Raw genomic sequence first — 25,468 nt, forward strand, 5'->3', positions numbered from 1 at the left:
TTTTGTACATCAACGGCAGACAAAACCCGCACGAAAGACTGGCCGAAATGCGCGCGGCCCTTTCTCTGGGCCTGGACATTGTGCTTATCGCCAAGCAGATCCCTTCCTATGCCGCCGAGCTGGCGATCGAAACCGTTATTGTCGATCTGGATAATTTTGCGGCCTGCCTGGCGGTGGCGGCCAAACTGCACCAGAAATATACCTTTGACGGCATTGTCTGTTGGTCAGAAACCGATGTGCCGCTCAAGAACTTTCTCGCACGCGAACTGGGGTTTGCCGGGATGAGCGAACAGGCCGTCCGCCATAGTCGCGATAAAATCACCATGAAACACCGGCTTAAACATTTAGGCCCGATGATCCCCGCATTCCACGAAGTCAGCTCAATGGCCGATGCCCGAATGGCGGCAGCCCGAATTGGCTACCCGGTGATAGTCAAACCCGCATCCGGATCGGGTTCCAAGGGAATTTTCAAGGTAGAAGACGACAGCGCGCTAGAGCAAGCCCTCTCGCTGCTCGCCGAGATCGCCACAGACAAATTCGACTCGGTATTTACCGCATTTGGCGGAAAAATCATTCTGGAGGAATTTGTCGAAGGACCGGAATTCAGCGTCGACGGTTATGCCGCCGATAACCAGATTAGGGTGATTGGCATCACTGATTATCAATCCGATGCAAACACCTTCGTCGAAAACCGGCATATATTCCCCTCCCATTTCAGCAATGACATTCAACAAGAAATCACCCGCTGCGCCAAAACCATTGTCAGGGAGTTGGGCATCGATAACACCGTCTTCCATCTGGAGGGAAAATATACCCGCGACGGCTTCAAGTTTATCGAATGCGCGGCCAGACCTGCGGGGGGGTATATTTCTACTCACCTGTTACAGCACGCCAGCCGTCAGCAACATTTGCAGAATTACGTCCAGATATGCCGGGGAATCCCCCCATCGTCACTGAGGCTCACGCAAGATTATATTGGCGTCCGTTATTTGTTCGCAGAAAGGCCCGGCACGCTGATCGGCGTGGATAATGTCGCCAAGGTGCTGGCTCACCCTTGCATACAGCACCTCTATCTACACTTTTCTCCGGGGCATAGCGTGGCGCTTCCCCCTGAAGATTACAGCGCCTACCGGCTTGGCGTGCTTATCGGCACGGCTGAAAACTATCAACAGCTTGCCGATACCCTTGAATGGGCCGCCCGACAAATAAGGTTTACCGTGGAATGAAAAACGTCCTTATTCTTTTCGGTTGCGCTTCGCACCGCCAAGGGCCACGCGCCATTGCTCAGGCTCATGAACTCGGGCTGGAAACCATTCTGATTGATACCCCGGAGAATTTGCATCATCTGGCAATCAAAGCCCCGCAACAAATACCGGTTTACCCGATTGCATCGAAGCAATATGAAGATTGCCTGCCGCTGCTCGAGGAGATTTGCGCCAGGTTTCCAGTGATAGGTATTTATACCTTCGAGGAATATTCGGTGGAGACCTGCGCCCGCCTTTGCGAAAAATTTGGCTTTGCCAACAATACTACGGCGGCAGTGCAGCAGATTCGCAATAAATATCTGTGCCGACAGATGCTCGCCAGGCAAGGCTTGCCGCAACCCTTGTCATGCCTTTTCAGCAACCTGGCGCAGGCAGAACACTTTCTGCATGCGCACCCAGCCGAAGACTGGATACTCAAGCCGGTCGACGCTTCAGGCAGCCAGGGCGTCAGCCGCATCAGGAACAGCGCTCGGCAAGATCTGCATACCGCCTATGCGTGCCTTACCGAACCGCAGCAACAGAGCTTTATCATTGAGCAGTTTATCGAGGGTACAGAATTCAGCCTGGAAGGCTTTTTCCATTACGGCGAAGCCATTTTCCAGGGCGTGACCGAGAAATCGCTAAAGCCCGGTGGGGCTTTTGTTGAAGATATGCATGTATTCCCTGCCGCCTTGCCGCCAGACACGCAAAATAGAGTGTATGAGTGTGCGGAAAAAGCCCTGCGCTGTGTGGGGTTCACCTTTGGGCACTTCCACCTGGAGTTTTGGCTGGCAGACGAGCACATCATTATTGGAGAAATGCATTGCCGGCCAGGTGGAGATTACATTCATCTGTTAACGGAAACAGCAACCCGCATTCCCACCTATGCGGCGGTATTCCAGCAATATCTGTCAACGCAAACGCCGCCCAAATCCCCGCCGGAGATCGCCTATTTCTGCACTGCTGTGGTGAAGTATTTCGACGCGCCGGAAGGTCGGTTAGTCGCGATTGGCGGGTTGGAGGATGTGCGGCAAAGCGACGATATTTTATTGGCGGAGATAACCGTCAAACCCGGCGACATCATCCCGCCGTGCACGGATTCAGGTAAACGTGTCGGCTGTGTGGTGGTGTCGCAGGAAAAGGGGAATCACGCCAGACAAACCGCAATGGAGATGGCTGCACATGTCCAGTTTGACGTCATTTAAGCACGGCATGACAACGATTTCAGCCGATTCATTTTTGTTTTCTTTCACTTATTTTATGACGCTGTCGATACTTGCGTTCTATATGGACAAGTTCCTCGGGCTTTCGTCCCTGGAAACGGCAAGTATCATCATGGTGTCCTCTATCGGCTCCAAAGTGACCCGCTTGTTAATCTCACCCTTTCTGGATTTGATTGCCCCGGCGTATGTCGTGTCGCTGTCCGCTCTGGTGATGAGCATCAGTTGCATGATGATCGCCCTGTCACAACACTATCTCGTTTTACTGTGTTCTATCGGGGCTTTCGGCATTGCATACGGAACAAACAGCATCCTGATCCGTGCGGTAGCCGGCGCAACGGAAGACGCCCATCAACGAGCGTCGGTGTTTGTCAGGTTATCGGTCATCACCAACCTCGCCTCAATGCTGGCCCCGTTAATTGCCATTTATCTGTACAATCACCTGTCCCCGAAGTTGCCTTTCATTATCGCTTCTTTGACGATGCTGTGCTTCTCGCTGTGGGTTCTGTGGGCGCGCGATATTTGGCCAACGCTGGAAGCGCAGAAAAAATGGACACAGGCCTTACGCGATCAAATCCACGATAAAACCCTGCGCCACTATTTTTTGCTGACGGCCCTGTGCTGGATGATTTATTCGCAACTGTTCACCTCCTTACCTTTACACGTAAATAGCCTTTTAGGGTCCACCAGCCCGTTCGGTTATTTGCTGACCTTTAACGCGGTGCTGTCTATCGTTCTCGCACCGAGATTGCAGGCCCTGTTCACTCGCTATAACGTCAGCGCCTTTCAAACCCTGTGTTTTTCCCTTGTCGCGCATGCAGCAGGTTCATTGTGGCTGAACTACGCCGCTAGCCAAACCGACTTGTACCTCGCACTTTTTATTTGGACGCTGGGGGAATTGCTGCTGATCCCAACCCTGCAAAGCTGCATTTCAGGCTATGTGGCCAAAAATATTCTGGTCAGCGTATTGGCGATAAACTCTGTAGCCATGGGCATAGGCGAAGGCATGGGAGGCTTTCTTGGCATCTATCTGGTCAAAAACTCGCCTTATTGCTTCCTGATTTTCAGCGTCCTGACGCTGCTGACGCTGGTCTATATCATCGTGCACAAGCAGCGATTTTCCCCGCAAAGCAAACTGTCCGTTGCCGATGAAAAGTCGGCAACGTAGTTAGTGATTAACTTCGTAAGCTGATAAGCGAAACGCGGCTCTGCGCAGAGCCGACGCGTTTTACCGGCTAACGGTTAACTGAGCGAGCCATGCGGGTATAGGTGTGGCGCACGCCGCGAATCGCCACGCTGTAGGCGAAGATGTTTTCCGGCAGCGCCAGCCCCAGATAACCGGTATCGCCAATGTGGTGCAGATCGGCCCCGGCCATTTTGCTCATCAGGGCAATCTGGCGGAGGGTTTGTACGTCGGCGCCTTCCTGAGACGTCCCGATAGCCGTCATGGCCAACGCGCCCTGCTGTTGGGTAAACGCAATCAACGCCGCCACCTTTTCCTGCGACATGCCGGGAATGGTGCCCGGCGCCGGCAGCAGGACGATGTCCGCGCCGTTTTCGACAAACAGAGCGATGTCCCGCTCATTGATCAACTGGCTACCGCTTTCACGCACAATGCCGGCGCCGTGCATTTTACCGGTCACCAGCACCAGCTTGTCCCCCACGTCATCGCGAATCTGCTTCAACGCCGCGGCGATAGCCTGGTTGCTGACGCCATTATTGGGATTGCCGGTCAACACCACCATGCGAGCGCCGAGCTCATAAAGCTTGCGCGCGTTCTCTGCGGTCGCGGCGCGGCCCGCCGTCATCTGCCAAAACTCATTGTGCGTAAAGGTGAACGCCGGATCCACCGCTTCCAGATTGACCCCGATAACCCGCCCGGTCAGCCGCTGCAGCTCGCGCAATACCTCTTGCGGCGGCACTCCGTCGGGCAAGCCTTCGATGCGTGGCTGGTTTACGTCAAACAGGTTCAGCAACAGCATATCGGCGCCCTGGCTGGCCGCCAGCTCCGCATTGGTGACGTTATTGAGCAGCGGCTGCGTCACGGCAATGCTTTCACTGACCAGGATCCGCCCTTCACTGGCGCGAATGGCGTAAAGCAAATTGTCTTTGGTGATGTTGGCAAGATCGGTGGCGGTACAGTCGAGGTATCTTTTCATCGTGCAAGCTTCCGGTTATGATCACTAAACCAATTATGTACCACTTAGTTTTCATTGGCACAAGTGGTACACTTAATGGTCATTTCGTGGGGAAGATACGTATGGATGAGAAACTGGCCTTGCTTCAACCGGACTCGGCAGACAGCACGCCGATTTATCTGCAACTGGCAAAAAAAATAAGGGCCGCCGTGGAGTCCGGGCAGTGGCGTTCGGGCGATGCGTTACCTTCGGAAAGAGCGCTGATGGAAGCCTTCGGCATTGCGCGGGGGACGGCTCGCCGTGCGTTTCAACACCTAGAACAGGATGGCACCATCAACCGCAATCGGGGTTCCGGCACCTTTATCGCGCCGCGCTTCGCACCCGCTTTACCGCTGTTGGAAAGTTTTACCGAGATGGTAGAGCCGCAAGGTTTCAGGGCGCAAAGCGAACTGATTGGTTTTCTGCGGCGCGGACCAACGGCAGAAGAAATGCAGGCGTTACAGTTGAGTGATGAACAGGATGTGGTCGAACTGGTGCGCTTACGTAAAGCCGGCGAAATCGCCATTGCCTTACAGTATTCGGTGCTTCCCGCCACTATTTTGCCGGCGAGCGGCCTGCCTGAAGAGTCGTTGTACCACTATCTGCACTCCATCGGTCAACCCATTGTGCGGGCGACTCAGCGTTTTCGCGGCGAGATAGCCGATAAATCCGTCGCCCGCTATCTGGCGATGGAGGTGGGGGAACCGCTGCTGCTGGTGACCCGTACCGGGTTCACCCGCGAGGAAAGGCCCATCGAGTACACCCGCAGTTGGTGTTTGAATGAGTACTATGATTTTGCGCTGGAATTGAAACATTGAAAAACCCTCTCTCACCGCAGCAAGAGAGGGCGATTCTGCGATTTACTGCAGCGTAAAGCTCTGTGCCTGTACGTTGTCGGAATCCAGGCCGACAAACACGTTGAACTTGCCCGGTTCCGCGCCCCATTTCAGGCTGGCGTTGTAAAACTTGAGATCCTCTTCGGTGATCGGCAGCTCCACTTGTTGTGATTGACCGGCTCGCAGCATCACCTTTTTGAAGTTGCGCAGTTCTTTCACCGGGCGGCTGACCGACGCCGTCACGTCCTGCACGTACAGCTGCACCACAGTGGCACCGTCATATTTGCCGGTATTCTTCAGCGTGACGCTGGCGGTCAGTTTGCCGTTGCGCGCCATCGTCGGGCTGGAAAGTTTGAGATCCGACAGGCTGAAGGTGGTGTAACTCAGGCCGTAACCAAAGGGATACAACGGACCGTTAGGCGAGTCGAAGTAACGTGACGTGTACTTGCCCGGGTTTTCCTTGCCGAACGGCCGGCCGGTATTCAAATGGTTGTAGTACATCGGGATCTGGCCGACAGAACGCGGGAAGGTCATCGGCAGCTTGCCCGACGGGTTGTAATCGCCGAACAGCACGTCTGCCACCGCATTGCCGCCCTCGGTGCCGCTGTACCAGGTTTCCAGCATCGCATCCGCCTGCTGGCTTTCCCAGCTCAGCGCCAGCGGCCGGCCATTCATCAGCACCAGCACCAGCGGTTTGCCGGTCGCCTTCAGCGCGGTGATCAGATCCCGCTGGCTTTGCGGAATGGTGATATCAGCACGGCTGGAAGCTTCGTGCGCCATGCCCTGCGCCTCACCCACGACCGCTACCACGACATCGGCCTGCCTGGCCGCCTGTACCGCTTCATCAATCATCTGCTGCGGCGGACGGGTATCAAACACCACCGCCGGCTCATACTCGTTCAGATAGTCGATAATGCTTTTGTCCTGGGTAATGTTGGCGCCCTTGGCGTAGAGGATCTTCGCCTTATCGCCCACCGCATGCTCCAGCCCCTGGCGCAGGGTCACCGACTGCTTGACCACACCGGCCGCCGACCAACTACCCATCACGTCACGCTGGCTGTCGGCCATCGGCCCAACCAGCGCAATGGTGCCTTGCTTGCTCAACGGCAGCGTCTGCTTGTCATTCTTCAGCAGCACCAGAGTTTTGCGCGCCACTACGCGCGCTTCGGCGCGGTGCAGACGGCTTTCGGCATTGGTATCCTGCGGATCGGAACCTACCGGGCCAAGGTGGTTATACGGATCTTTGAACAGGCCCATATCATATTTGGTGTTCAACACGTCGCGGCAGGCGCGATCGATATCGCTTTCCGAAACCAGCCCGTCCTTCACCAGCCCCGGCAGGTATTGGTCGTAGTATTCGTCGCTCATGCTCATGTCGACGCCGGAAGTGATCGCCAGCCGCACCGCATCGCGCGCATCTTCGGCCACACCGTGCTTGATCAGCTCTTTAATCGCACCGTGATCGCTGATGGTAATGCCGCCAAAGCCCCACTGGCTGCGCAACAGATCTTTCAGCAGCCACGGGTTGGCAGTGGCCGGAATACCGTTGATCGCGTTGAGCGATACCATCACCCCACCGCTGCCGGCGTCTACCGCTGCCTTATACGGCGGCAAATAGTCCTGATACATTTTCAGCGGGCTCATATCGACGGTGTTGTAATCGCGGCCGCCTTCAGTGGCGCCATACAACGCGAAGTGCTTAACGCTGGCCATCACTGAACCGGGTTGAGACGGATCGCCGTTCTGGTAAGCATCGACCATCACTTTGGCAATTTTGGACACCAGCCAGGTGTCTTCGCCGAAGCCTTCCGATACCCGACCCCAGCGCGGATCGCGGGTAATGTCGACCATCGGCGAGAAGGTCATGTTCAGGCCGTCATCGCTGGCTTCCTGCGCCGATACCCGGCCGCTGAGCGCGATGGCTTCGAGATCAAAACTGGCCGCCAGCCCCAGGCTGATCGGGAAGACGGTGCGTTGACCGTGTACCACGTCGTAGGCGAAGAACAACGGGATTTTCAGGCGGCTGAGCTGCATGGCCTGATCTTGCATCGCGCGGATATCCGGCCGGGTGACGGTGTTGAAGATAGCGCCAATCTGGCCCTTGCTGATGCCGTCGCGGATCGCTTCTTTCGGGTTATCCGGCCCGACGCTGATTAAACGCAGCTGGCCGATTTTTTCTTCCAGCGTCATCTGTTTCATCAGGTTGGAAACGAAAGCATCACGCTGCTGGGCATTAACTCCTTGCGCCGCCCCGCTCTCCTGCGCAAAAACCGGGCTGATCGCCAGGCCGGACAGCAAACTCACCACACAAAGCCATTTCATATTGTTTTGTCTCAGGCATGTTCCCGCCGCAGCCTGCGACGGAGAGGATTAATCAAAGTGGAAAAACAGTGTGACATACTCTTTTTCACCGCAGAAATAATTTGTAATGTTAAAGGTTACAAGCTGTTAGCGGCGGCGGATAAGCCGTTCTTCAGCCGTGCGCGGCTTTGCGCCGCCTCTTCCCCCAGAAAATTGACCAGCGTGGCTAATGTCGCGGGCACCAGTGCCCGTTCAGGGTAGACCAAATAGTAGGCCGCGCCGCTGACCACGCTGAGCGGGAACGGCGTAACGACGCGCTGCGCCTGGATATCCTCCTCCAGCAGGCACAGATCGCCGATGGCGATGCCAAAACCTTGCAGTGCGGCGCTCATCGCCAAATCCAGAGTATCAAAATGCTGCGCCTTGCCGGAAGGCAGCGTCTCCAGCCCTGCCGCCTTCAACCACAGCAGCCAGTCGCGGCGATCGCGCGTGGGGTGCAGCAGGGTTTTCTCCGCCAGATCGGCCGGGGTTGGCGGGCGGGCCAAATCGGGAAGATAAGACGGCGTGCAGACCGGCGTGAGGATTTCATCGAACAGGTGATGCACCGCCAGCTTTTTACCCTGCGGCTGGCCGAACACCACCGCAGCATCGAAGTGCTCTGCGCTGAAATCCAACCCGTGCGATACCGAGGCGGTCAGTTCGATATGCATTTCCGGGCGCTCGTTTTGCAACCGGATAATGCGCGGCAACACCCAGCGCATGGCGCAGGTCGGACACTTGATGCGTAACGTGCCCGGCTGCGCCCCAACGCGCGCCAGCGCCTCGCCCAGTTGCCCCAGAGCCTGCTGCACCGGCGCCAGCAACATGGCACCCTGCGGGGTCAACGTCAGCCCGCGCGCCCGGCGGCTGAACAACGGATAGCCCAAATGCTGCTCCAGCCCGAGGATCTGACGGCTGACCGCGCCTTGCGTCAGGTGCAGTGTCTGGGCGGCATGAGTGAAATTAAGGCGCTGAGCCACCACCACAAAAGTTTTCAAAACGTCGAGCGACGGCAGAGATGTCTGCATAGCGGGTTCCTCGATATCCCCGAAATTACAAGGATTCCCCCAAATAATTGGAACGACATCAAGGCGGCCAACGCCAAGATCGTTTCAAGAATGAAGGGGGAATTAGCCATGATTTTAACTCATGGCTAGTATGACAAACATTCCCTTGTTCGCCTACCGTCACTGATGCTTAATCAAGCAATACTTCCCCCTCTCCAGGAGCCAATCATGCAGAGCGCCTGCTCACAACGCTCGAAGTTGCCGGATGTCGGCACCACTATTTTCACCGTAATCGGCCAGCTCAGCGCTGAACATCAGGCACTGAATCTGTCGCAGGGCGCACCGAACTTCGCCTGTCAGCCGCAACTGGTCGACGCGGTGGCGCAAGCCATGCGCGCAGGTCATAACCAGTACGCGCCGATGAGTGGCGTGGCCGCATTACGCGCTGCGCTGGCAGATAAAGTTGAACGATTGTATGGCACACGTTATGACGCCGACGAAGAAATCACGGTCATCGCCAGTGCCAGCGAAGGATTGTATTCCGCCATCAGCGCGCTGGTGCACCCGGGCGACGAGGTGATTTATTTCGAACCGGCATTCGACAGCTACGCGCCGATTGTCCGCCTGCAAGGTGCCACGCCGGTAGCCATCAAACTGTCGCTGCAGGACTTGCACATTGACTGGGACGAGGTCGCCGCCGCCATCACCGGCAAAACGCGGATGATCATCGTCAACAGCCCGCACAACCCAACCGGCAGCGTGTTCGGCGAGCATGACATTGAGCGCCTGACCGCCCTGACGCGCAATACCGATATCGTTATCCTGTCCGACGAGGTTTACGAGCACGTGGTATTCGACGGCGATATTCACCACAGCATGGCGCGCCACCCGCAATTGGCCGAACGCAGCGTGATTGTGTCGTCGTTTGGCAAAACCTATCACGTCACCGGCTGGCGCGTCGGTTACTGCATGGCACCGGCGGCGTTGATGGATGAGATCCGCAAGGTGCACCAGTTTATGGTGTTCTCCGCCGATACGCCGATGCAATATGCCTTCGCCGAAGCGCTGGGCAATCCGCAAAGCTATCTGGGGCTGGCGGATTTCTATCAGCAAAAACGCGATTTGCTGGCCGGCGCTTTGCAAGATTCGCGCTTTGAATTATTACCCAGCCGTGGCAGTTTCTTTATGCTGGCCCGCTTTAGCGGTTTCAGCAGCGAAAGCGACAACGATTTTGCGGTGCGTTTAATCCGTGAAGCGAAAGTCGCGACTATCCCGCTGTCGGCGTTTTACAGCGACGGCACCAACACCGGCATCATCCGGCTGAGTTTTTCAAAAGATAACGAAACCCTGCTGGAAGGCGCACGCCGTCTGTGTCAGGTGTAATGCATTCACTTTTGGTTTGACCATGGGAAAAAGGCACTGACTATGAAATCACTGAAAACGCTGATCGCTGTGGGCTGCCTGCTGGCCGCCGGTTCCTCTCTGGCGGCGGAAAACACGCTGCGCTTCGGTCTGGAAGCGCTGTATCCGCCGTTCGAATCCAAATCCGCCAGCGGTAAGCTGGAAGGCTTCGATATCGATCTGGGCAACGCGGTCTGCGCCGCCGCCCAGTTGAAATGCAGCTGGGTCGAGACCTCGTTCGACAGCCTGATCCCGGCGCTGAAGGCGCGCAAGTTTGACGCCATCAACTCGGCGATGAACGTCACCGACCAGCGCCGCCAGGCGATTGACTTCACCGACTCCATCTATCAGGTGCCCAACCGCCTGATCGCCAAAGCCGACAGCGGCCTGCTGCCGGACGCCAAGTCGCTGGCAGGCAAACACGTCGGCGTACTGCAGGGGTCGATTCAGGAAACCTACGCCAAGGCCCACTGGGCGCCGCAGGGCGTAGACGTCGTCTCCTATCAGGATCAGAACCAGGCGTACCTTGACCTGACCGCCGGCCGCCTCGACGCCACGCTGGTGATGGCGCCGTCAGGGCAAAGCGGCTTCCTGGCACATCCGGACGGCAAAGGCTTCGCCTTCGTCGGCGATGCGGTCAGCGACGACAAGATCCTCGGTGAAGGCATCGCCTTCGGCCTGCGCAAAGGGGATGACGCATTGAAGAAAAAGCTGAACGACGCGATCGTGAAAGTGAAGCAGCAAGGCACCGTGACCGCGCTGGCGAAGAAGTATTTTGGCGATATCGACGTGACGGTGAAATAACCTGCCCGCCCCCGGCCATTGACAATAATGACCGGATGCCGGGGATTGCACTGCCGGCTATGAAATGGCTCCTTCGCAAGCGGGAGCCATTTTTAGTTTGCAAAGCCGATGCTTTCAGCCTACCACACGGCTTGCTCATTCAAGTCCACGGAGCTGATTTATTATTAGCTACGCTGAAGTTGACTTAAAAATTTTTATTGCAGACGATAGTGCCAATGAAGTTATCGCCCCAATATATCCCCCACCCAAGTAATAGAGTTATTTATAAGAAAGGAATTTCAAGAGCGTCTATGTGTTTTTAATCTGCGAAAGATTTCGCCCTTCTTTCATTGAAGGACTGAAATTAACCATCTGTAAAATCAATAATTGACAATCAAATGATTATTTTAGGAAATGATAATAATTGATTATCACGAGAGTATAAGGACTTTGATACTGACAGATGACGTAGAACTGCATCAGCATCATGCCAGACCGGTCGGTTAACGACAGCAAGTAACCTGATGGAGACGTTCAAACAGTGGAGTGAATGGCACAGGTTCAGGGTACTGCGTTATCGTTCGCTACAGCTACGCCTGTGGTATCGAAGCAGCAATGGGTTAAATGATGAAAAAGCACATTGAAATATAGAGGAAAATCCAGACACTCAGTAACAGGTTATTTAATACGGAACTATAAGTCTTACCTGTAATAGATCACCGCCCCTCTGGTTTTAATTGTTTTATTTGGAATGGTTATTTATATTTATTTTTGTGACTATTATCGCATTTCAATTAAATTCACAGCTGCCTGAATCCTGTACACGGGTAGTATTGGATCTGAACGATTGCAATCATGCATAATATTATAAGTTCAATGGTACTGGGCCGAGAGGATCTGGTACCAAACGTTAATTAACTGATAAAATCACAGATGTAAAACACAGTGATTTTATGGGAAAGACCATGCGTAAATATGTTGTCTTTATAAAAAGTGATGAGTCAAAGGTAATCCCAAAAGAATCGGTAACACATTCACTCATTAAGGATATGAAAAAAAAAGGTTTCAGGAAGCATCATGTCGAAGTAAATGCTGAAAATGAAAGAGAAGCCATTGATAAATTAAATAAAAACAGCGAAGATTATTTAAATTCATTACGTGAATTTTCTGGGGATATATTTATCTGCTCAGCCTGCGTTATTATTATATCTTTAGTCTACATCTTTAGCCAATAACAAGTGACTGACATTAATTAAATAATATTAATCTACAATATTTTATTTACAATTATTTTGTAATTTTTATCATATTGTTTTGATGAAATATAAAAACATCACATCTTAAAATGGGCAGAAACTTTTCGTCTGCACAATAGAACGTATTCTTCTCTCCTCAGTTAATTAATCATTCAGAGAGGTTACTAGTGTTTCGCCAGGAAGCGATCGATAACCATAAAATGAAATGGCACAGCCGAGCGCACCTCCCGCCCCGGAATTCCCTTTTGAATTTTGGCGGGATTATGTCTCTTTTTATTACAGCCTTCCTGACCTTTGTCATTTCCGCCACTCTATACTAGCGGGCTGGAACTCCCTGGAACCAGCCCTATCTTCTGCCTGATGCAGTAACCCTACTCGATATTACCGATCAAACACCGAGCTGTTCAGCGCGCGATCTTGCTGATGGCGCTCCAGCGCCAGCTCGATCAACCGGGTAATCAACTCGCTGTAGCTGACGCCGCTGGCGGCCCACAGTTTGGGGTACATGCTGATATTGGTGAACCCCGGCAGCGTGTTGATTTCGTTAATCACCACGTTGTTGTCCGGCGTCAGGAACACGTCAACGCGCGCCAGGCCAAAGCATTCCAGCGCCCGGAACGCTTTTAGCGCCACATCACGGATCTTGTCGCTGACTTCCGGCGCGATCTCCGCCGGCACCACTACCTTCGCGCCCTGCTCATTGATGTATTTGGTGTCGTAGGAATAGAAAGCATCGCTCAGCACGATTTCACCGCACAGGCTGGCCTGCGGCTCGTCATTGCCCAACACCGCGCACTCAATCTCACGACCGACAATCGCCGATTCCACCAGCACCTTGTGATCGAAGCTGAACGCCAGCGCCAGAGCGGCGTCAAAGCCGGCCCGATCCTGCACCTTGCTGACGCCCACCGAAGAGCCCTGGTTAGCCGGTTTGATAAACAACGGCAGGCCCAAACGCTCGCTAAGCTGATCGAAACCGTATTTGCCGCGGTTGGTGCGCGTCAGGGTGACAAAGGGGGCCACCGCCAGCCCGGCATCGCGCAGCAGGCGTTTGGTGACGTCTTTGTCCATGCTCACCGCCGAGCCCAACACACCGGCGCCGACGAACGGCATATTGGCCATCCGCAACAACCCTTGCAGTGAACCGTCCTCGCCCAGCGTGCCATGCACGATCGGGAATACCACGTCGAGCTGGCCCAGTGCGCCGGCGCTGCTCGCTTCAATCAGTTGCTGTTTCTCCTGACCGGGGATCAGCGCCACATTTTTATTTGAGCGGTTCAGCGCGATCAGCGCCGGGTTTTCCGCATTCAGCAGGTAATTGGAGGCATCGTTAATGTGCCATTGCCCCTGCTTGTCGATCCCCAGCAACGTGACGTCAAACTTCTCTTTGTCGATAGCGTCCACAATGTTTTTTGCCGACTGCAGCGACACTTCATGCTCAGCCGATTTACCGCCAAAGATCACCCCAACCCGTAATTTAGTCACGCCCTGAATCCTTCTGAAAAATCATGCAAAAAAAGTCGTTTATCACAATAAACGCATTGTCCGACGGCGGCAATCGTTGTCGCCAGGAAACTTCTTATGCCACGGAATGTACAATCCCCACCATCCAAACCATATACACTTCGTATATTATTCCTTTAAGGAGCAGTCTATGGGCATTGTGAAAATTTCAGACGCGCTGCATGACGATCTGCGCCTCGCCAGCCTGACGATGACGCGTTCGATCAACGCGCAGGCGGAATACTGGATCAAGATCGGCATGCTGGCGGAGTTCCATCCAGAACTGACCTACCCTCAACTGGTAAAAAAAATGATGAAAGATAACGCGCTGACGCTGAAGGAGATTGTCGGGTGAAACAGATTGTGATCAAAACGCCGGAAGAAATCGCCAAAATGCGTCACTCTGGCGCATTGCTGGCCAAGGTGTTTGCTATGCTCGATGGGGTGATTGGCGAAGGCATGTCGACCATGGAAATTAACGACCGCGCCGAAGCCTTTATCGTCGATGAGCTGAAATCGCGCCCGGCCAGTAAAGGCCAGTACGATTTCCCTTACGTGCTCAATACCTCGATCGACGACGTGATCTGCCACGGCATTCCTTCGGCCAGCAAAATCCTGCGTTCCGGCATGATCGTTAACGTCGACATTACGCTGGAAAACGGCGGTTACATTGCCGACTCCAGCAAAATGTACTGCATCGGCCAGACAACGCCATTGGCCAAACGGCTGGTGAACAACGTATATGAGTCCTTGTGGAAAGGCATCCGCGCGGTGAAGCCGGGCGCGACGCTGGGGGATATCGGCCATGCCATTCAACAGCATGCGGAACAAGCCGGTTACAGCATAGTGCGTGAATACTGCGGCCACGGCATCGGCCGCGACATGCATGAGGAACCGGCGGTGATGCACTTCGGCCTGCCGGGCACCGGCATGGCGTTGCAGGAAGGCATGGTATTTACCATCGAACCCATGATTAACCAGGGCGACCACCGCATTAAGCAGAAGAAAGACGGCTGGACAGTGGTAACCCGCGATAAAAAGCTGTCCGCTCAATGGGAGCACACCGTGGCGGTCACCGCCGACGGCGTGGAAATTCTGACGCTGCGTGACGAAGAGCGTCAGGCCGGGTACGCAGATCGTTACTAAGCTACCAAGCCAGTAAGTTACCAAGGTATTAAGCCAGCAGGCTACTCAATTAATTTACCCTCTGGATTTCAAACGGCGATAACGGCAAGAACCGCAGGTCATGTTGGGGCGCCGCATGCAGCGCCCACGTGAATCGGGACAACTCTCTTCGTCCCCCAGGGTAACCGCGCCGCCGTTTGAAAGACGACAGGTATGACAGGGAGATCGGCATGACGCAGTCAGGTAATCAGGCATTTCTCGCTCAGCTCAAAGACATCGTCGGCGGCCCGCAGCTGTTGACCGGCGAACGCAGCACCGAACGTTATCGCAAGGGATTCCGCTCCGGCGAAGGCAAAGCGCTGGCGGTGGTGTTCCCTACCCGCCTGTTGCAGCTGTGGCGGATACTGGAGGCCTGCGTGGCCGCCGACAAAATCGTCATCATGCAGGCGGCGAACACCGGGCTGACCGAAGGTTCGACGCCCAGCGGCAACGATTATGACCGCGATATCGTCATCGTCAGCACCCTGCGGATCGATCACGTGCAAGTGCTGGACAACGGCAAACAAGTGGTTGGCTTCCCCGGCAGCACCCTCAATCAGCTGGAAAAATTGCTGAAACCCTACGGCCGCGAACCGCATTCGGTGATCGGCTCCTCCTGCATCGGCGCTTCGGTGATTGGCGGCGTGTGCAATAACTCCGGCGGTTCGCTGGTGAAACGCGGCCCGGCCTATACCGAAATGGCGCTGTACGCCCAGTTGGGTGAAGACGGCCAACTGCGGCTGGTGAACCATTTGGGGATTAAACTCGGCGACACGCCGGAAGAGATCCTCACCCGGCTGGAGAAAGGCGACTACCGGCCGGAGGACGTCGAGCACGGCGAACTGCGTGCCTCCGACAACGAATACGCCAGCCGGGTGCGCGACGTCGATGCCGATACCCCATCCCGCTTCAATGCGGATAAACGCCGCCTGTTCGAGGCCTCCGGCTGCGCCGGCAAACTGGCGGTGTTTGCGGTGCGCCTGGACACCTTTGAGAAAGAAGGCAAAGAGCAGGTATTTTATATCGGCACCAACGACACCGCCGTATTGACCGAGCTGCGTCGCCATATGCTCGGCAAATTCGACAATCTGCCGGTGGCCGGCGAATACATGCACCGAGATATTTTCGATATCGCCGAAGTGTACGGCAAAGACACCTTTATGATGATCGACAAGCTCGGCACCGATCAAATGCCGCGTTTCTTCACCCTGAAAGGCCGCGTGGACGCCAGCTTCAACAAACTGCCGCTGCTGCCGCACAACCTGACCGACCGGCTGATGCAGGGCCTGAGCCACCTGGCCCCCAGCCATTTGCCGAAGCGGATGAAAGAATACCGCGAACGCTTTGAACATCACCTGCTGCTGAAAATGGCCGGCCCCGGCGTCGACGAAGCGCAGCGGTATCTGAGCCAGTATTTTGCCCAGGCCAACGGCGCATTTTTCGCCTGCACCGCAGACGAAGGCAAAAAGGCCTTCCTGCACCGTTTCGCCGCCGCCGGCGCGGCGGTGCGCTACCATGCGGTGCATGCCGACAAGGTAGAGGATATTCTGGCGCTGGATATTGCGCTGCGCCGCAACGATACCGAGTGGTTTGAAACCCTGCCGCCAGAAATCGACAGCCAACTGGTGCACAAACTCTATTACGGCCACTTTATGTGCCACGTATTCCACCAGGATTACGTGGTGAAAAAAGGCGTCGACAGCCATGCGCTGAAAGAGCAAATGCTGGCGATCCTCGACCGGCGCGGCGCGGAGTACCCGGCCGAGCATAACGTCGGCCATCTGTACCACGCCAAGCCCGATCTGCAGGCCTTCTACCAATCCGCCGATCCGACCAACAGTTTTAACCCCGGTCTCGGCAAGACCAGCAAGCGGAAACACTGGGCCGGCAATACCCGGTAACATTTCCGCTTTCAGCCCGCGCCCCCGGCATACGGGGGCATAGCCGATGCTCCCTTCCGCATCTTCGGCCCGCCTCTCCCCTATCGTCTAGACTTAAAGACCGGTGCAGCCGTTTTCGCTGCGCCGTTCAAGGCGTATGTCATGCGTCACCATCCGCGACGAGAGGAACTCTTCATGCCATACCAAACGGTAAACCCTTTTAACAACCAACTGATCAACGAGTACACACCCCATACCGACCAGCAGGTCGAACAAGCGCTGGCAAAGGCTGACGCGCTGTATCACTCCGGATGGGCCAAGGGCGATATCGACCAGCGGCTGCCGGTACTGCACAAGCTGGCGGACCTGATGGAGCGCCGGGTTGAGGAACTGGCGAAAATCGCCAGCCAGGAGATGGGCAAGCTGATCGCGCAAAGCCGCGGCGAAGTGAAGCTCTGTGCCCAGATCGCCCGCTACTATGCCGACAACGCCAAAAAATTTCTCGCCCCGGTGCGCTATGAGTCCAGCCTCGGCGAAGCCTGGGTAGAGCATCATCCGATCGGCGTGCTGATGGCGGTGGAGCCGTGGAACTTCCCGTTCTACCAGTTGATGCGCGTGCTGGCGCCCAATCTGGCCGCCGGCAATCCGGTGCTGGTGAAGCATGCCGGCATCGTGCCGCACTGCGCACAGGCCTTTGAACAATTGGTCGCCGAGGCCGGTGCGCCGCAAGGTGCCTATACCAACCTGTTTATTTCGCAACAGCAGGTGGCGAACATCATCGCCGACGACCGGGTACAGGGCGTGGCGCTGACCGGCTCGGAAAAGGCCGGTAGCATAGTCGCCTCGCAAGCCGCGAAGGCACTGAAAAAATCGACGCTGGAGCTGGGCGGCAACGACGTATTCGTGGTGCTGGACGACAGCGATATCGCCAGAGCCGCCAAGATCGGCGCGCAGGCGCGGCTGAGCAATGCCGGCCAGGTGTGCACCGCAGCCAAACGTTTTATCGTGCAAGAAAAAGTGGCGGAGCCCTTCCTGCAAGCCTTTACCGAGCATTTCCGCGCGGTGAAAACCGGCGATCCGCTGGATGAAACCACCACGCTGGGGCCGCTGTCTTCCCGCGAGGCGCTGGAGGGGCTGGCCAAACAGGTCGACGCCGCGGTGCAAAACGGCGCCAAACTGCACTACGGCGGCAAGCCGATACCGCATGACGGCAATTTCTTCGAGCCGACGATCCTGACCCACATCAGCCGTGACAACCCGGCGTATTTCGAAGAGTTCTTCGGCCCGGTGGCGCAGATCTACGTGGTGAAGGATGACGACGAGATCGTCAAACTGGCCAATGACTCTCACTACGGCCTCGGTGGCGCTATTTTCAGCACGGATATCGAACGCGCCAAAAAGCTGGCCTCACGCATCGAGACCGGCATGGTGTATATCAACTCGTTGACCGATACCGCACCCGAGCTGCCTTTTGGCGGCGTGAAACGCTCCGGCTTCGGCCGTGAACTCTCGGATCTGGGGATCAAAGAGTTTGTGAATCAGAAACTGGTGGTGGTCAGCAAAAGCTAAACCTCACCCTCGGCGGGAGACGTTAATTTTATGTTGCGCCTCCCGCCAAACTTCACTATCTTTGATGCCGTAATCACTCCCTGCTTTCAGGAATATCAATGGCTCAGTTTGCGCACATCACAGACCCAACGAACACGCCGCTTCCGGCCGTCGTTCAACTGTGCGCATCTTCCGCCCCTCCAGCCGTTTTCTCTGTCGTCACTGCGGTTGCCGCTTACCCGCCACGCTCTGTGGTTGTGCGCTAAGCCAAACCGAATTTTACCTCCAGCTTTCTTTATTTGCGCTCAGGCGTAGACCGCCGCGCGCGCTGGAACTTGCCATTTTCACGACAGGTGAAACCGAATGCGATTTATCACTCAATGGGCCAATGCCGGCCTGGCTACGCTGTTCGTCCTGCTTTGGAGCAGCGGCGCAATTTTCTCCCGCTTGGGGCTGGAGCATGCCTCCGCCTTCGCCTTCCTTTTCTTCCGCTGCGCCATCGCTCTGGCGCTGCTGCTGGCAATCGGCCTGTGGCAGCGGCAATGCCTCCCCGCCCGCGGCACCCGGTGGCGCGTGGCATTGATCGGGCTGCTGATGATCGGCAGTTACCAGATTAGCTATCTGCTGGCGTTGGAACAGGGTATCACTCCCGGTGTGCTGGCGACGCTGCTCGGCGTACAGCCGATACTGACCCAGTTCATTACCGAACGCCGCAGTTCCGGGCTGCGCAGCCTCGGCCTGTTGCTGGCGATGTCCGGGCTGACGCTGGTGGTGTATCAAAGCCTGGCGATCGCCCACTTCTCCCTGCCCGGCATGCTGTTCGCCTTTATCGCGCTGGGCTGCATGACCGCCGGCACGCTGCTGCAAAAAGGCATGAGTCAGCCACCGCTGGCGGTGTTGCCGTTGCAGTACGCCGTCGGGTTGCTGATGTGCTCACTGGTGTTACCGTTCGAGCCGCTGCGGGTCGAGTGGAGCATGGCGCTTGTCGTGCCGTTGCTGTGGATGGCGGTGGTGATTTCAGTGCTGGCCACCTTCTTGCTGTACCGGCTGATCCAACGCGGCAATCTGGTGCAGGTCACCAGCCTGTTTTACCTGATCCCGGCGGTCACGGCCCTGTTGGACTACCTGCTGCTCGGCCATGCGCTGGCGGCAATGAGCATGCTGGGCATGGCGGCCATCGTACTTGGCGTAATGCTGGTGTTCCGTAAGCCGTAAAAAGCAAAAGCCCCTCATGCCGGGTGGCATGAGGGGCAATATCAAAACATCGTTTTCAGAATAACCAGGAACCATACCCCCACAGCAACACCGTTACCCCGAGCAGAAACTCGAGCAGCAAGATGCCGATGGCAAAGGTAGAGCTGGAGAAGATAAAACCTTCTTTACTGTCGATATTCAGGAAGTGGGGAATACCCAGATTCAGCAGATAGCCCGAATAGCACAGGCCAATCACGCCGACAAACAGACAGAGCCACACGACGGGATAGAGCGCGACTATACCGCTCAGAAACATCGGGGTGGCGACATAGCCGGCAAACACCATACAACGGTGCAAACTCGGGCGTGCTTCATAACGCCGCGCCATCCAGTGGATCACTTTACCCATGATAGCCACACCCGCCAGCATCAGCAGATAGAACGCCACTGCGGTATAAAGTGCGGTAAACATATCGAGCCGGATCGCATGGCCTTCGCCGGAGAGCCAGCCCAACTGGGTGGTGCCGATAAAGGCGCAGACCACAGGGATCGCCGCCAGCAGCAGCACGTGGTGGGTGTAAAGGTGCGAGACGCTTTCGTTCTCGCTTTTAATGTGTTCGAACTCGGTGCTTGGATGCGCCAGAAGTCCCCAAACATGATTAACCATGAGACACCTCCTCCATCGCCGTAGGTCGCGATCGGCGAACGAATTTACCCCTCTGACGGATTGTTGACCGTGCGAGGATTGCGGCCACGGGGCTCTCTCCCCTGTACTTATTATAGTCTTTCGCTGAAAAAACGTTCGGAAAACGCAGACGCAGCGGCAGTTTGTTTTATAATCCTCCGATTGAGCAACGCCGTGAGGACTGCCATGTCATCCGCCATCACTCTTCGCCAGGTCGGCATTGTCGAGGTCGACGCCGGGCAAAATGTCACAGTGGTACAACCCAGCAACCTGTACGGTTGCCGACTCGGCGACGACGTGTTTGTCGGGCCCTTTGTCGAGATCCAAAAAAACGTCAGCATCGGCGCTCGCAGCAAAATCCAGTCGCACAGTTTTATCTGCGAATATGTCACCCTCGGCGAAGACTGCTTTATCGGCCATAACGTGACCTTCGCCAACGATCTGTTTAAAAATGGCGCCCCGAACGCCGATGCCGCCAGTTGGGGCCGTACGCAGATTGGCGATCGGGTTGCCATCGGCTCCGGCGCCACCGTGCTGGCGGTGAACATCTGCAGCGGCGCGGTGATCGGCGCCGGATCCGTGGTCACCAAAGACATCACCCGTAAAGGGATCTACGCAGGCAATCCGGCACGCCTGCTGAGAGAGCTGGACCCATGAGCCAGGCTATCCATATCGCCCCCGTCGCTCAGTTGCCCGACGGCTATCTGGAAAGCTGCGATTTCAGTTTCCTGGTCGCTCACTATGCCCAACCGGTTTTCGATGCCCCGATAGACAGTTGGCCACTGCGGCCGGTCACGCCGTTTCGCAAGCACTATCCGCTGGCCCCCTTCCTCAATGAAGAAAGCGAAACCTTTCTGGCACGTCATCGGGGGGAAGCCGTCGGTCACGTTACGCTGAGCAAAAACTGGAACGGTTATGCGCTGATTGAAGAAATTGTCGTCAGCGCCCACGTGCGCCGTTTGGGCGTCGCCACCGCCCTGCTGGATGCCGCACGCCACTGGGCGCAGCAGCAGGAAACCCCGGGGTTGATGCTGGAAACGCAAAACAATAATCTGATCGCCTGCCGCTGTTATCAGCGCTTCGGTTTTATTCTCGGCGGTATCGATCACCTGTTGTATCGCGCTCAGCCGGATATTGCCGACCATGAAATCGCGTTATTTTGGTATCTGCCGTTTAATAACGAGATCGGTTACTGATTATTGGCCAGCGTTTAGGCTATGTTTATTTATTAACCACCCGCCTCATGGTGAGAACTGTTATCATTTATATGGTCACGGACTGAAACCATTGGAGGGTAAAATGTACAAGGTTGTTCCATTGATGTTAGTTATAGCGATGAGTGGATGCGCAGATAAAAGTCCTCAGCGGCCAATTGATGAACCCGGTGCCGCAGTCACGCCCCCTGCGGTAGCGCCCATAAACCTGGACAGCGAGACGTTAAGCAAGCTCAACGACATTCTCGCCAAGCACGCTACCTGGCCGGCCGGGCAGGCCAACGGCCAAACTATCAATCTGATCTCTCAGCAATTTCTGGGTACGCCTTACGTTGCCAACATGCTGATAGGCTCTCAGGACACGCCGGAAAAGCTGGTGATCGACTTCCGCGGCCTGGATTGCTTTACCTATATCGACTACGTCGATGCACTGAGCAAATCGCACAATCAGGCTGAATTCGTTCAACGCCTGATCCAGACCCGCTACGCCCATAGCGAAATCAGCTTCTCGCAGCGCAAACATTTCTTCACCGACTGGGCGCATGTCGCCAAAACAAACGTGACCGACATTACCGCTCAACTCAGCCCGCACGCGGTGACGCAGGTGAAAAATCTGAACCAAAAGGCTGACGGCGGCACCTATCTGCCCGGCCTGAAAAATGTGCGGCGCAGCATCACTTATCTGCCCAGCGATTTTATTGACGATAAGGTGCTGGCCCAGTTGCACACCGGCGATTACATCGGTATCTACACCAATCTTGCCGGGCTGGACGTCACTCACACCGGCATCTTTATCATGACCGAAAACGGCCCGATGTTGCGCAATGCCTCTTCGCGCAAGGAAAACATGAAGGTAGTGGACTCGCCCTTTATGGACTATGTGATCAACACGCCAGGCATCGTCGTGCTGCGCGCCAAATAACCGCCCTTCCAGACCCGATGGCTTTCAGGGTGCAATCTGAAAGCCAGGGTCTCTATACAACTCCCTGTTATTACCTATAACCCTTTGTGCTGAGCAAGCGTTTGACTTCCCCGCAGGTTCAGGCTTAGCTAACAGCACAAAACCAACTGATTTTACTGTTTTTTTCAGGGAGAACACGATGTTAAAGACCTGGCGTTTTACCGCCGTGATGGCGGCGTTTGCCGCCACGCTGGCACTGCAAGGTTGCGATAAGCCGGTAGACCAGAACCTTATCAAGGTCGGGGTTATCAACGGCGCGGAGCAGGACGTGGCGGAAGTCGCCAAACAGGTAGCGAAAGAGAAATACGGCCTTGAGGTTGAACTGGTCGGTTTCAGCGGCTCTCTGCTGCCGAACGACGCCACCGATAAAGGTGAGCTGGATGCCAACGTGTTCCAGCACCGGCCGTTCCTCGAACAGCAAAATAAAGATCACGGCTACAAGCTGGTGGCGGTGGGCAATACCTTCGTGTTCCCGATGGCCGGCTATTCGAAAAAAATCAAATCGCTGAAAGAGCTGCAGGACGGCGCCGTTATCGCCATTCCGTTGGATCCGACCAACCTCGGCCGCGCGTTGCTGCTGCTGGAGAAAACCGGCCTGATTACCCTGAAACCGGGCAAAGGGCTACTGCCAACCTCGCTGGATATCAGCGCCAACCCGCATAACTACAAGATTATGGAGCTGGAGGGCGCTCAATTGCCGCAAGTGCTGGATGACCCTAAAGTCACAGTAGCTATCATCAGCACCACCTACATCAACCAGACCGGGCTGACGCCAACCAAAGACGGCATCTTTATCGAAGACAAAGATTCGCCGTACACCAACATCATAGTGACGCGCGAAGACAACAAAGACGCGCTGAACGTGCAAAACTTCATCAAGGCCTACGAGTCGGATGAAGTGGCCAAAGCCGCCGAGAAAATTTTTAACGGCGGTGCGGTAAAAGGCTGGTAAGCAAGCGGCTCCCCTCCTTGCGGGTGCTATTTTCGGCGCCCGCCACTTTCCTGAAAATATCCCCTTCCGCGCTATTGACCCTCACGTCGCGTCAGGCTTTAGTATCCCTGCACGCACTGGGGAGGAGCACGTCATGTTATTAAAAGTGGGCGAACTGGCCCGCCGTTCCGGCATTACCGTCAGGACACTGCATTATTACGACAGCATTGGTTTGCTGATCCCTTCTGCGCGTTCCGACGCCGGCTACCGTTTATACAACCGGGCTGACATCACCCGCTTGCACCATATTCAGGCGTTGCGCCGAATGGGGGTCCAGCTTGCGGAGGTCGGGGCACTTCTGACACGTTCCGGGGTAACGTTAACCCTGGTGATTGAACAGCAGATATCCATGCTGGACCGGCAGTTGGCGCAGACCCTAGCGCTACGCGATCATTTGCAGCATATGCATGCCCAGCTCACCGCCGGGGACGAACCGGAACTGAACGACTGGCTGACTACGTTGGAGTTAATGACCATGTACGACAAATATTTTACCGCCGACGAACTGGCGCAGCTGCCCTTCTATCAGGCCGATCAGGCGCGCAATCAGGAATGGGGCGAGCTGGTGAGCAGCATGCGCCAGTTGATCGACAGTGGCGTCGAAGCGCAAGCGCCGCAGGCGCAGGCCCTGGCGCGGCGTTGGATGCAGATGCTGGAACGCGATACCGCGCTTAATCCGGCGTTTCTTACCCGGCTTAACGCCATGCATGCCGATGAGCCCTCAATGCGCGAACAGACCGGCATCACCCCGGCTGTGACCGATTATGTCACCCGGGCCTTTGCCGAAACCAAGCTGTCGATCTACCAAAAATACCTGTCGGCGGAAGAATACGCCTACGTGCGCCAACATTACTTTACCCGCCTGCACGAATGGCCGGCGCTGATCGCCCAGTTCCATCAGGCGCTAAGAGACGGCGTACCGCCGGAGTCCGTTCAGGCGAAGCAACTGGCGGCCAAATGGCTAGAGCTGTTCCAGTCCTATGCCGGCACTGACCCGGCCACCCAGATGAAAATTCGCCAGGCGATGGAACAAGAGCCGACGCTGACCGAAGGCACCTGGTTGACCCCGGCGCTGCTGAGCTATCTGCAACAGGCAGTGGCGAACCTGATGCGCGGCTAGGCAAGGTTATCCACCAGCCGGGTGATCCCCGCAACGCCCGCGTAACACTCCAGTAAAAACGCCGTCACGGCGGCGATACCCGGTGCATGACGAATGTCGTCATGCACCGTTAGCCAGACTTCGCGCCGCAGCCCAAGCGGCGGTGCCAGGCGTTCAAGCCCCAGTTCCTGCGCGACAAAATGCGGCAGCAACGCAATGCCCGCGCCGGCCGCAGCGGCGGCAGCCTGAATCATCAGGTCGTTGCTGCGCATCACCAGCGGCCGGGGCCCGGCCTGCTCCAGCAACCATTTTTGCTGCGCCGAAGCGGCCCGTTCATCGTGATAGCCGATAAACCCCCGCTCCGCCTCCGGCGTGTCCCGCAGATAACCGGCGTTGGCGTACAGCCCGAACTCGACGGTGCCGATTTTTCTCGCCACCAGATCGCTTTCAGTGACGCGGCTGAGCCTGATGGCAATATCCGCCTCGCCACGCAGCAGCGATACGTTGGCGGTATCGACCAGCAAAACCAGTCGCAAATCCGGATAACGGCGCTGCAACTCGGCAATACGCGGAGCGATCAGTTTCAGCCCCATCACCGGCGGCACGCTCAGCGTCACCTCACCCGCGATGCCCTGTCGCCCACTGAGGGCGGCGCGGCTGACGGCGAAGGCGTTGAGCGTCATGCTGTCCCCTTGCGCCGCGATGCGTTGCCCGTCGGCGGTGAGCAGGTAGCTGCGCGGGCGGCGATCCACCAGTTTTAACGCCAGCGATGCTTCCAGGCTGGCAATGCGGCGGGCAACGGTGGCGTGATCGACCTGCAAACTGCGGGCGGCGCCTGACAGCGACTTCTCGCGCGCAAACACCATGAAGTAGTGCAAATCTTCCCAATTGAACATGGGTGTTTTCTCACATCATAAGTGAATAGATAGGGGATTTTACCGCAACAATCTGTGGCGCAAACTGTT

Annotated in this window: 23 protein-coding genes; 17 read left to right on the forward strand and 6 right to left on the reverse strand. The window is 56.0% G+C overall.

The genetic code is table 11. The features are described from left to right. The first annotated feature begins 2 nt into the window (after positions 1-2). From ACUTSW_RS09045 to ACUTSW_RS09055, 3 genes are read left to right on the forward strand one after another with little or no spacing between them, the layout of a single operon-like run. Positions 3-1,226, forward strand: coding sequence for an ATP-grasp domain-containing protein (locus tag ACUTSW_RS09045; RefSeq protein ID WP_445584217.1), 1,224 nt, complete (start codon positions 3-5; stop codon positions 1,224-1,226). Beyond that, a complete protein-coding gene (locus tag ACUTSW_RS09050) occupies positions 1,223-2,449 on the forward strand; it encodes an ATP-grasp domain-containing protein (protein ID WP_445584218.1) in 1,227 nt (408 codons plus the stop codon). The genes ACUTSW_RS09045 and ACUTSW_RS09050 overlap by 4 nt, the downstream gene beginning before the upstream one ends. Next, a complete protein-coding gene (locus ACUTSW_RS09055) occupies positions 2,427-3,632 on the forward strand; it encodes an MFS transporter (protein ID WP_445584219.1) in 1,206 nt (401 codons plus the stop codon). Before ACUTSW_RS09050 ends, ACUTSW_RS09055 begins: the two co-directional genes overlap by 23 nt. A 67-nt stretch (positions 3,633-3,699) precedes the next feature. Here the strand turns inward: ACUTSW_RS09055 and ACUTSW_RS09060 are convergent, their stop codons facing one another. Continuing rightward, positions 3,700-4,623, reverse strand: a complete 924-nt coding sequence (locus ACUTSW_RS09060; RefSeq protein ID WP_445584220.1) for a DUF7916 family protein — start codon at positions 4,621-4,623, stop codon at positions 3,700-3,702. 101 nt (positions 4,624-4,724) lie between these two features. Here ACUTSW_RS09060 and ACUTSW_RS09065 point away from each other — a divergent pair, with 101 nt between their 5' ends. Beyond that, positions 4,725-5,459: a GntR family transcriptional regulator gene (locus ACUTSW_RS09065; protein ID WP_062870013.1), complete on the forward strand. Its 735-nt coding sequence runs from the start codon at positions 4,725-4,727 to the stop codon at positions 5,457-5,459. Between the two features lie 42 nt (positions 5,460-5,501). Here ACUTSW_RS09065 and bglX read toward each other — a convergent pair whose 3' ends face one another. Both bglX and ACUTSW_RS09075 read right to left on the reverse strand, forming a co-directional pair. Further along, positions 5,502-7,799, reverse strand: a complete 2,298-nt coding sequence (bglX, locus tag ACUTSW_RS09070) for a beta-glucosidase BglX (protein ID WP_445584221.1) — start codon at positions 7,797-7,799, stop codon at positions 5,502-5,504. Positions 7,800-7,915: 116 nt separating this feature from the next. Next, positions 7,916-8,845 (reverse strand): LysR substrate-binding domain-containing protein, encoded by a 930-nt coding sequence (locus ACUTSW_RS09075; RefSeq protein WP_445584222.1) that lies wholly within the window; start codon positions 8,843-8,845, stop codon positions 7,916-7,918. Positions 8,846-9,052: 207 nt separating this feature from the next. Between ACUTSW_RS09075 and ACUTSW_RS09080 the strand changes: the two genes are divergently transcribed. The 3 genes from ACUTSW_RS09080 (at position 9,053) to ACUTSW_RS09090 (ending at position 12,243) form a co-directional block, all read left to right on the forward strand. Continuing rightward, entirely contained in the window at positions 9,053-10,207 is a 1,155-nt protein-coding gene (locus tag ACUTSW_RS09080) for a pyridoxal phosphate-dependent aminotransferase (protein ID WP_020438686.1), read from the forward strand. Between the two features lie 42 nt (positions 10,208-10,249). Beyond that, on the forward strand, positions 10,250-11,029 hold the full coding sequence (locus ACUTSW_RS09085; RefSeq protein WP_037432444.1) for an ABC transporter substrate-binding protein: 780 nt from the start codon (positions 10,250-10,252) through the stop codon (positions 11,027-11,029). A 944-nt stretch (positions 11,030-11,973) separates the two neighbouring features. Further along, positions 11,974-12,243: a hypothetical protein gene (locus ACUTSW_RS09090; protein WP_445584461.1), complete on the forward strand. Its 270-nt coding sequence runs from the start codon at positions 11,974-11,976 to the stop codon at positions 12,241-12,243. A 402-nt stretch (positions 12,244-12,645) separates the two neighbouring features. On the opposite strand, the gene ddlA is transcribed toward ACUTSW_RS09090, so the two are convergent. Further along, positions 12,646-13,749 carry a D-alanine--D-alanine ligase gene (gene ddlA, locus ACUTSW_RS09095; protein ID WP_004942006.1) on the reverse strand — a complete coding sequence of 368 codons (1,104 nt, stop codon included), beginning with the start codon at positions 13,747-13,749 and terminating at the stop codon, positions 12,646-12,648. 169 nt (positions 13,750-13,918) lie between these two features. On the opposite strand from ddlA, the gene ACUTSW_RS09100 reads away from it, so the two are divergent. The 5 genes from ACUTSW_RS09100 to ACUTSW_RS09120 all read left to right on the forward strand — a co-directional run bounded on the left by ACUTSW_RS09100 (position 13,919) and on the right by ACUTSW_RS09120 (position 19,574). After that, positions 13,919-14,122: a ParD-like family protein gene (locus ACUTSW_RS09100; RefSeq protein WP_006324220.1), complete on the forward strand. Its 204-nt coding sequence runs from the start codon at positions 13,919-13,921 to the stop codon at positions 14,120-14,122. Next, positions 14,119-14,913, forward strand: a complete 795-nt coding sequence (map, locus tag ACUTSW_RS09105; protein ID WP_445584223.1) for a type I methionyl aminopeptidase — start codon at positions 14,119-14,121, stop codon at positions 14,911-14,913. The genes ACUTSW_RS09100 and map overlap by 4 nt, the downstream gene beginning before the upstream one ends. 209 nt (positions 14,914-15,122) lie before the next feature. Then, positions 15,123-16,832, forward strand: coding sequence for a D-lactate dehydrogenase (dld, locus tag ACUTSW_RS09110; RefSeq protein WP_445584224.1), 1,710 nt, complete (start codon positions 15,123-15,125; stop codon positions 16,830-16,832). Positions 16,833-17,006: 174 nt separating this feature from the next. Continuing rightward, positions 17,007-18,380 (forward strand): NAD-dependent succinate-semialdehyde dehydrogenase, encoded by a 1,374-nt coding sequence (locus ACUTSW_RS09115; protein ID WP_445584225.1) that lies wholly within the window; start codon positions 17,007-17,009, stop codon positions 18,378-18,380. Positions 18,381-18,722: 342 nt separating this feature from the next. Continuing rightward, entirely contained in the window at positions 18,723-19,574 is an 852-nt protein-coding gene (locus ACUTSW_RS09120; protein ID WP_445584226.1) for a DMT family transporter, read from the forward strand. 55 nt (positions 19,575-19,629) lie between these two features. On the opposite strand, the gene ACUTSW_RS09125 is transcribed toward ACUTSW_RS09120, so the two are convergent. Beyond that, positions 19,630-20,220 carry a Yip1 family protein gene (locus ACUTSW_RS09125; RefSeq protein ID WP_062870008.1) on the reverse strand — a complete coding sequence of 197 codons (591 nt, stop codon included), beginning with the start codon at positions 20,218-20,220 and terminating at the stop codon, positions 19,630-19,632. Between the two features lie 204 nt (positions 20,221-20,424). Here ACUTSW_RS09125 and ACUTSW_RS09130 point away from each other — a divergent pair, with 204 nt between their 5' ends. From ACUTSW_RS09130 to ACUTSW_RS09150, 5 genes are all read left to right on the forward strand, one after another. Then, positions 20,425-20,895 (forward strand): acyltransferase, encoded by a 471-nt coding sequence (locus ACUTSW_RS09130; protein ID WP_063201749.1) that lies wholly within the window; start codon positions 20,425-20,427, stop codon positions 20,893-20,895. Then, entirely contained in the window at positions 20,892-21,434 is a 543-nt protein-coding gene (locus ACUTSW_RS09135) for a GNAT family N-acetyltransferase (RefSeq protein WP_445584227.1), read from the forward strand. The genes ACUTSW_RS09130 and ACUTSW_RS09135 overlap by 4 nt, the downstream gene beginning before the upstream one ends. Before the next feature lie 103 nt (positions 21,435-21,537). Further along, positions 21,538-22,374: a DUF1460 domain-containing protein gene (locus ACUTSW_RS09140; RefSeq protein ID WP_445584228.1), complete on the forward strand. Its 837-nt coding sequence runs from the start codon at positions 21,538-21,540 to the stop codon at positions 22,372-22,374. Positions 22,375-22,552: 178 nt separating this feature from the next. Next, a complete protein-coding gene (locus ACUTSW_RS09145) occupies positions 22,553-23,365 on the forward strand; it encodes a MetQ/NlpA family lipoprotein (protein WP_013811999.1) in 813 nt (270 codons plus the stop codon). A gap of 133 nt (positions 23,366-23,498) precedes the next feature. After that, positions 23,499-24,524: a MerR family transcriptional regulator gene (locus tag ACUTSW_RS09150; protein WP_445584229.1), complete on the forward strand. Its 1,026-nt coding sequence runs from the start codon at positions 23,499-23,501 to the stop codon at positions 24,522-24,524. Here ACUTSW_RS09150 and ACUTSW_RS09155 read toward each other — a convergent pair. Beyond that, entirely contained in the window at positions 24,521-25,399 is an 879-nt protein-coding gene (locus ACUTSW_RS09155; protein ID WP_445584230.1) for a LysR substrate-binding domain-containing protein, read from the reverse strand. The genes ACUTSW_RS09150 and ACUTSW_RS09155 overlap by 4 nt on opposite strands. Between the last annotated feature and the right edge of the window lie 69 nt (positions 25,400-25,468).

Source organism: Serratia sp. TSA_198.1 (assembly GCF_052686505.1).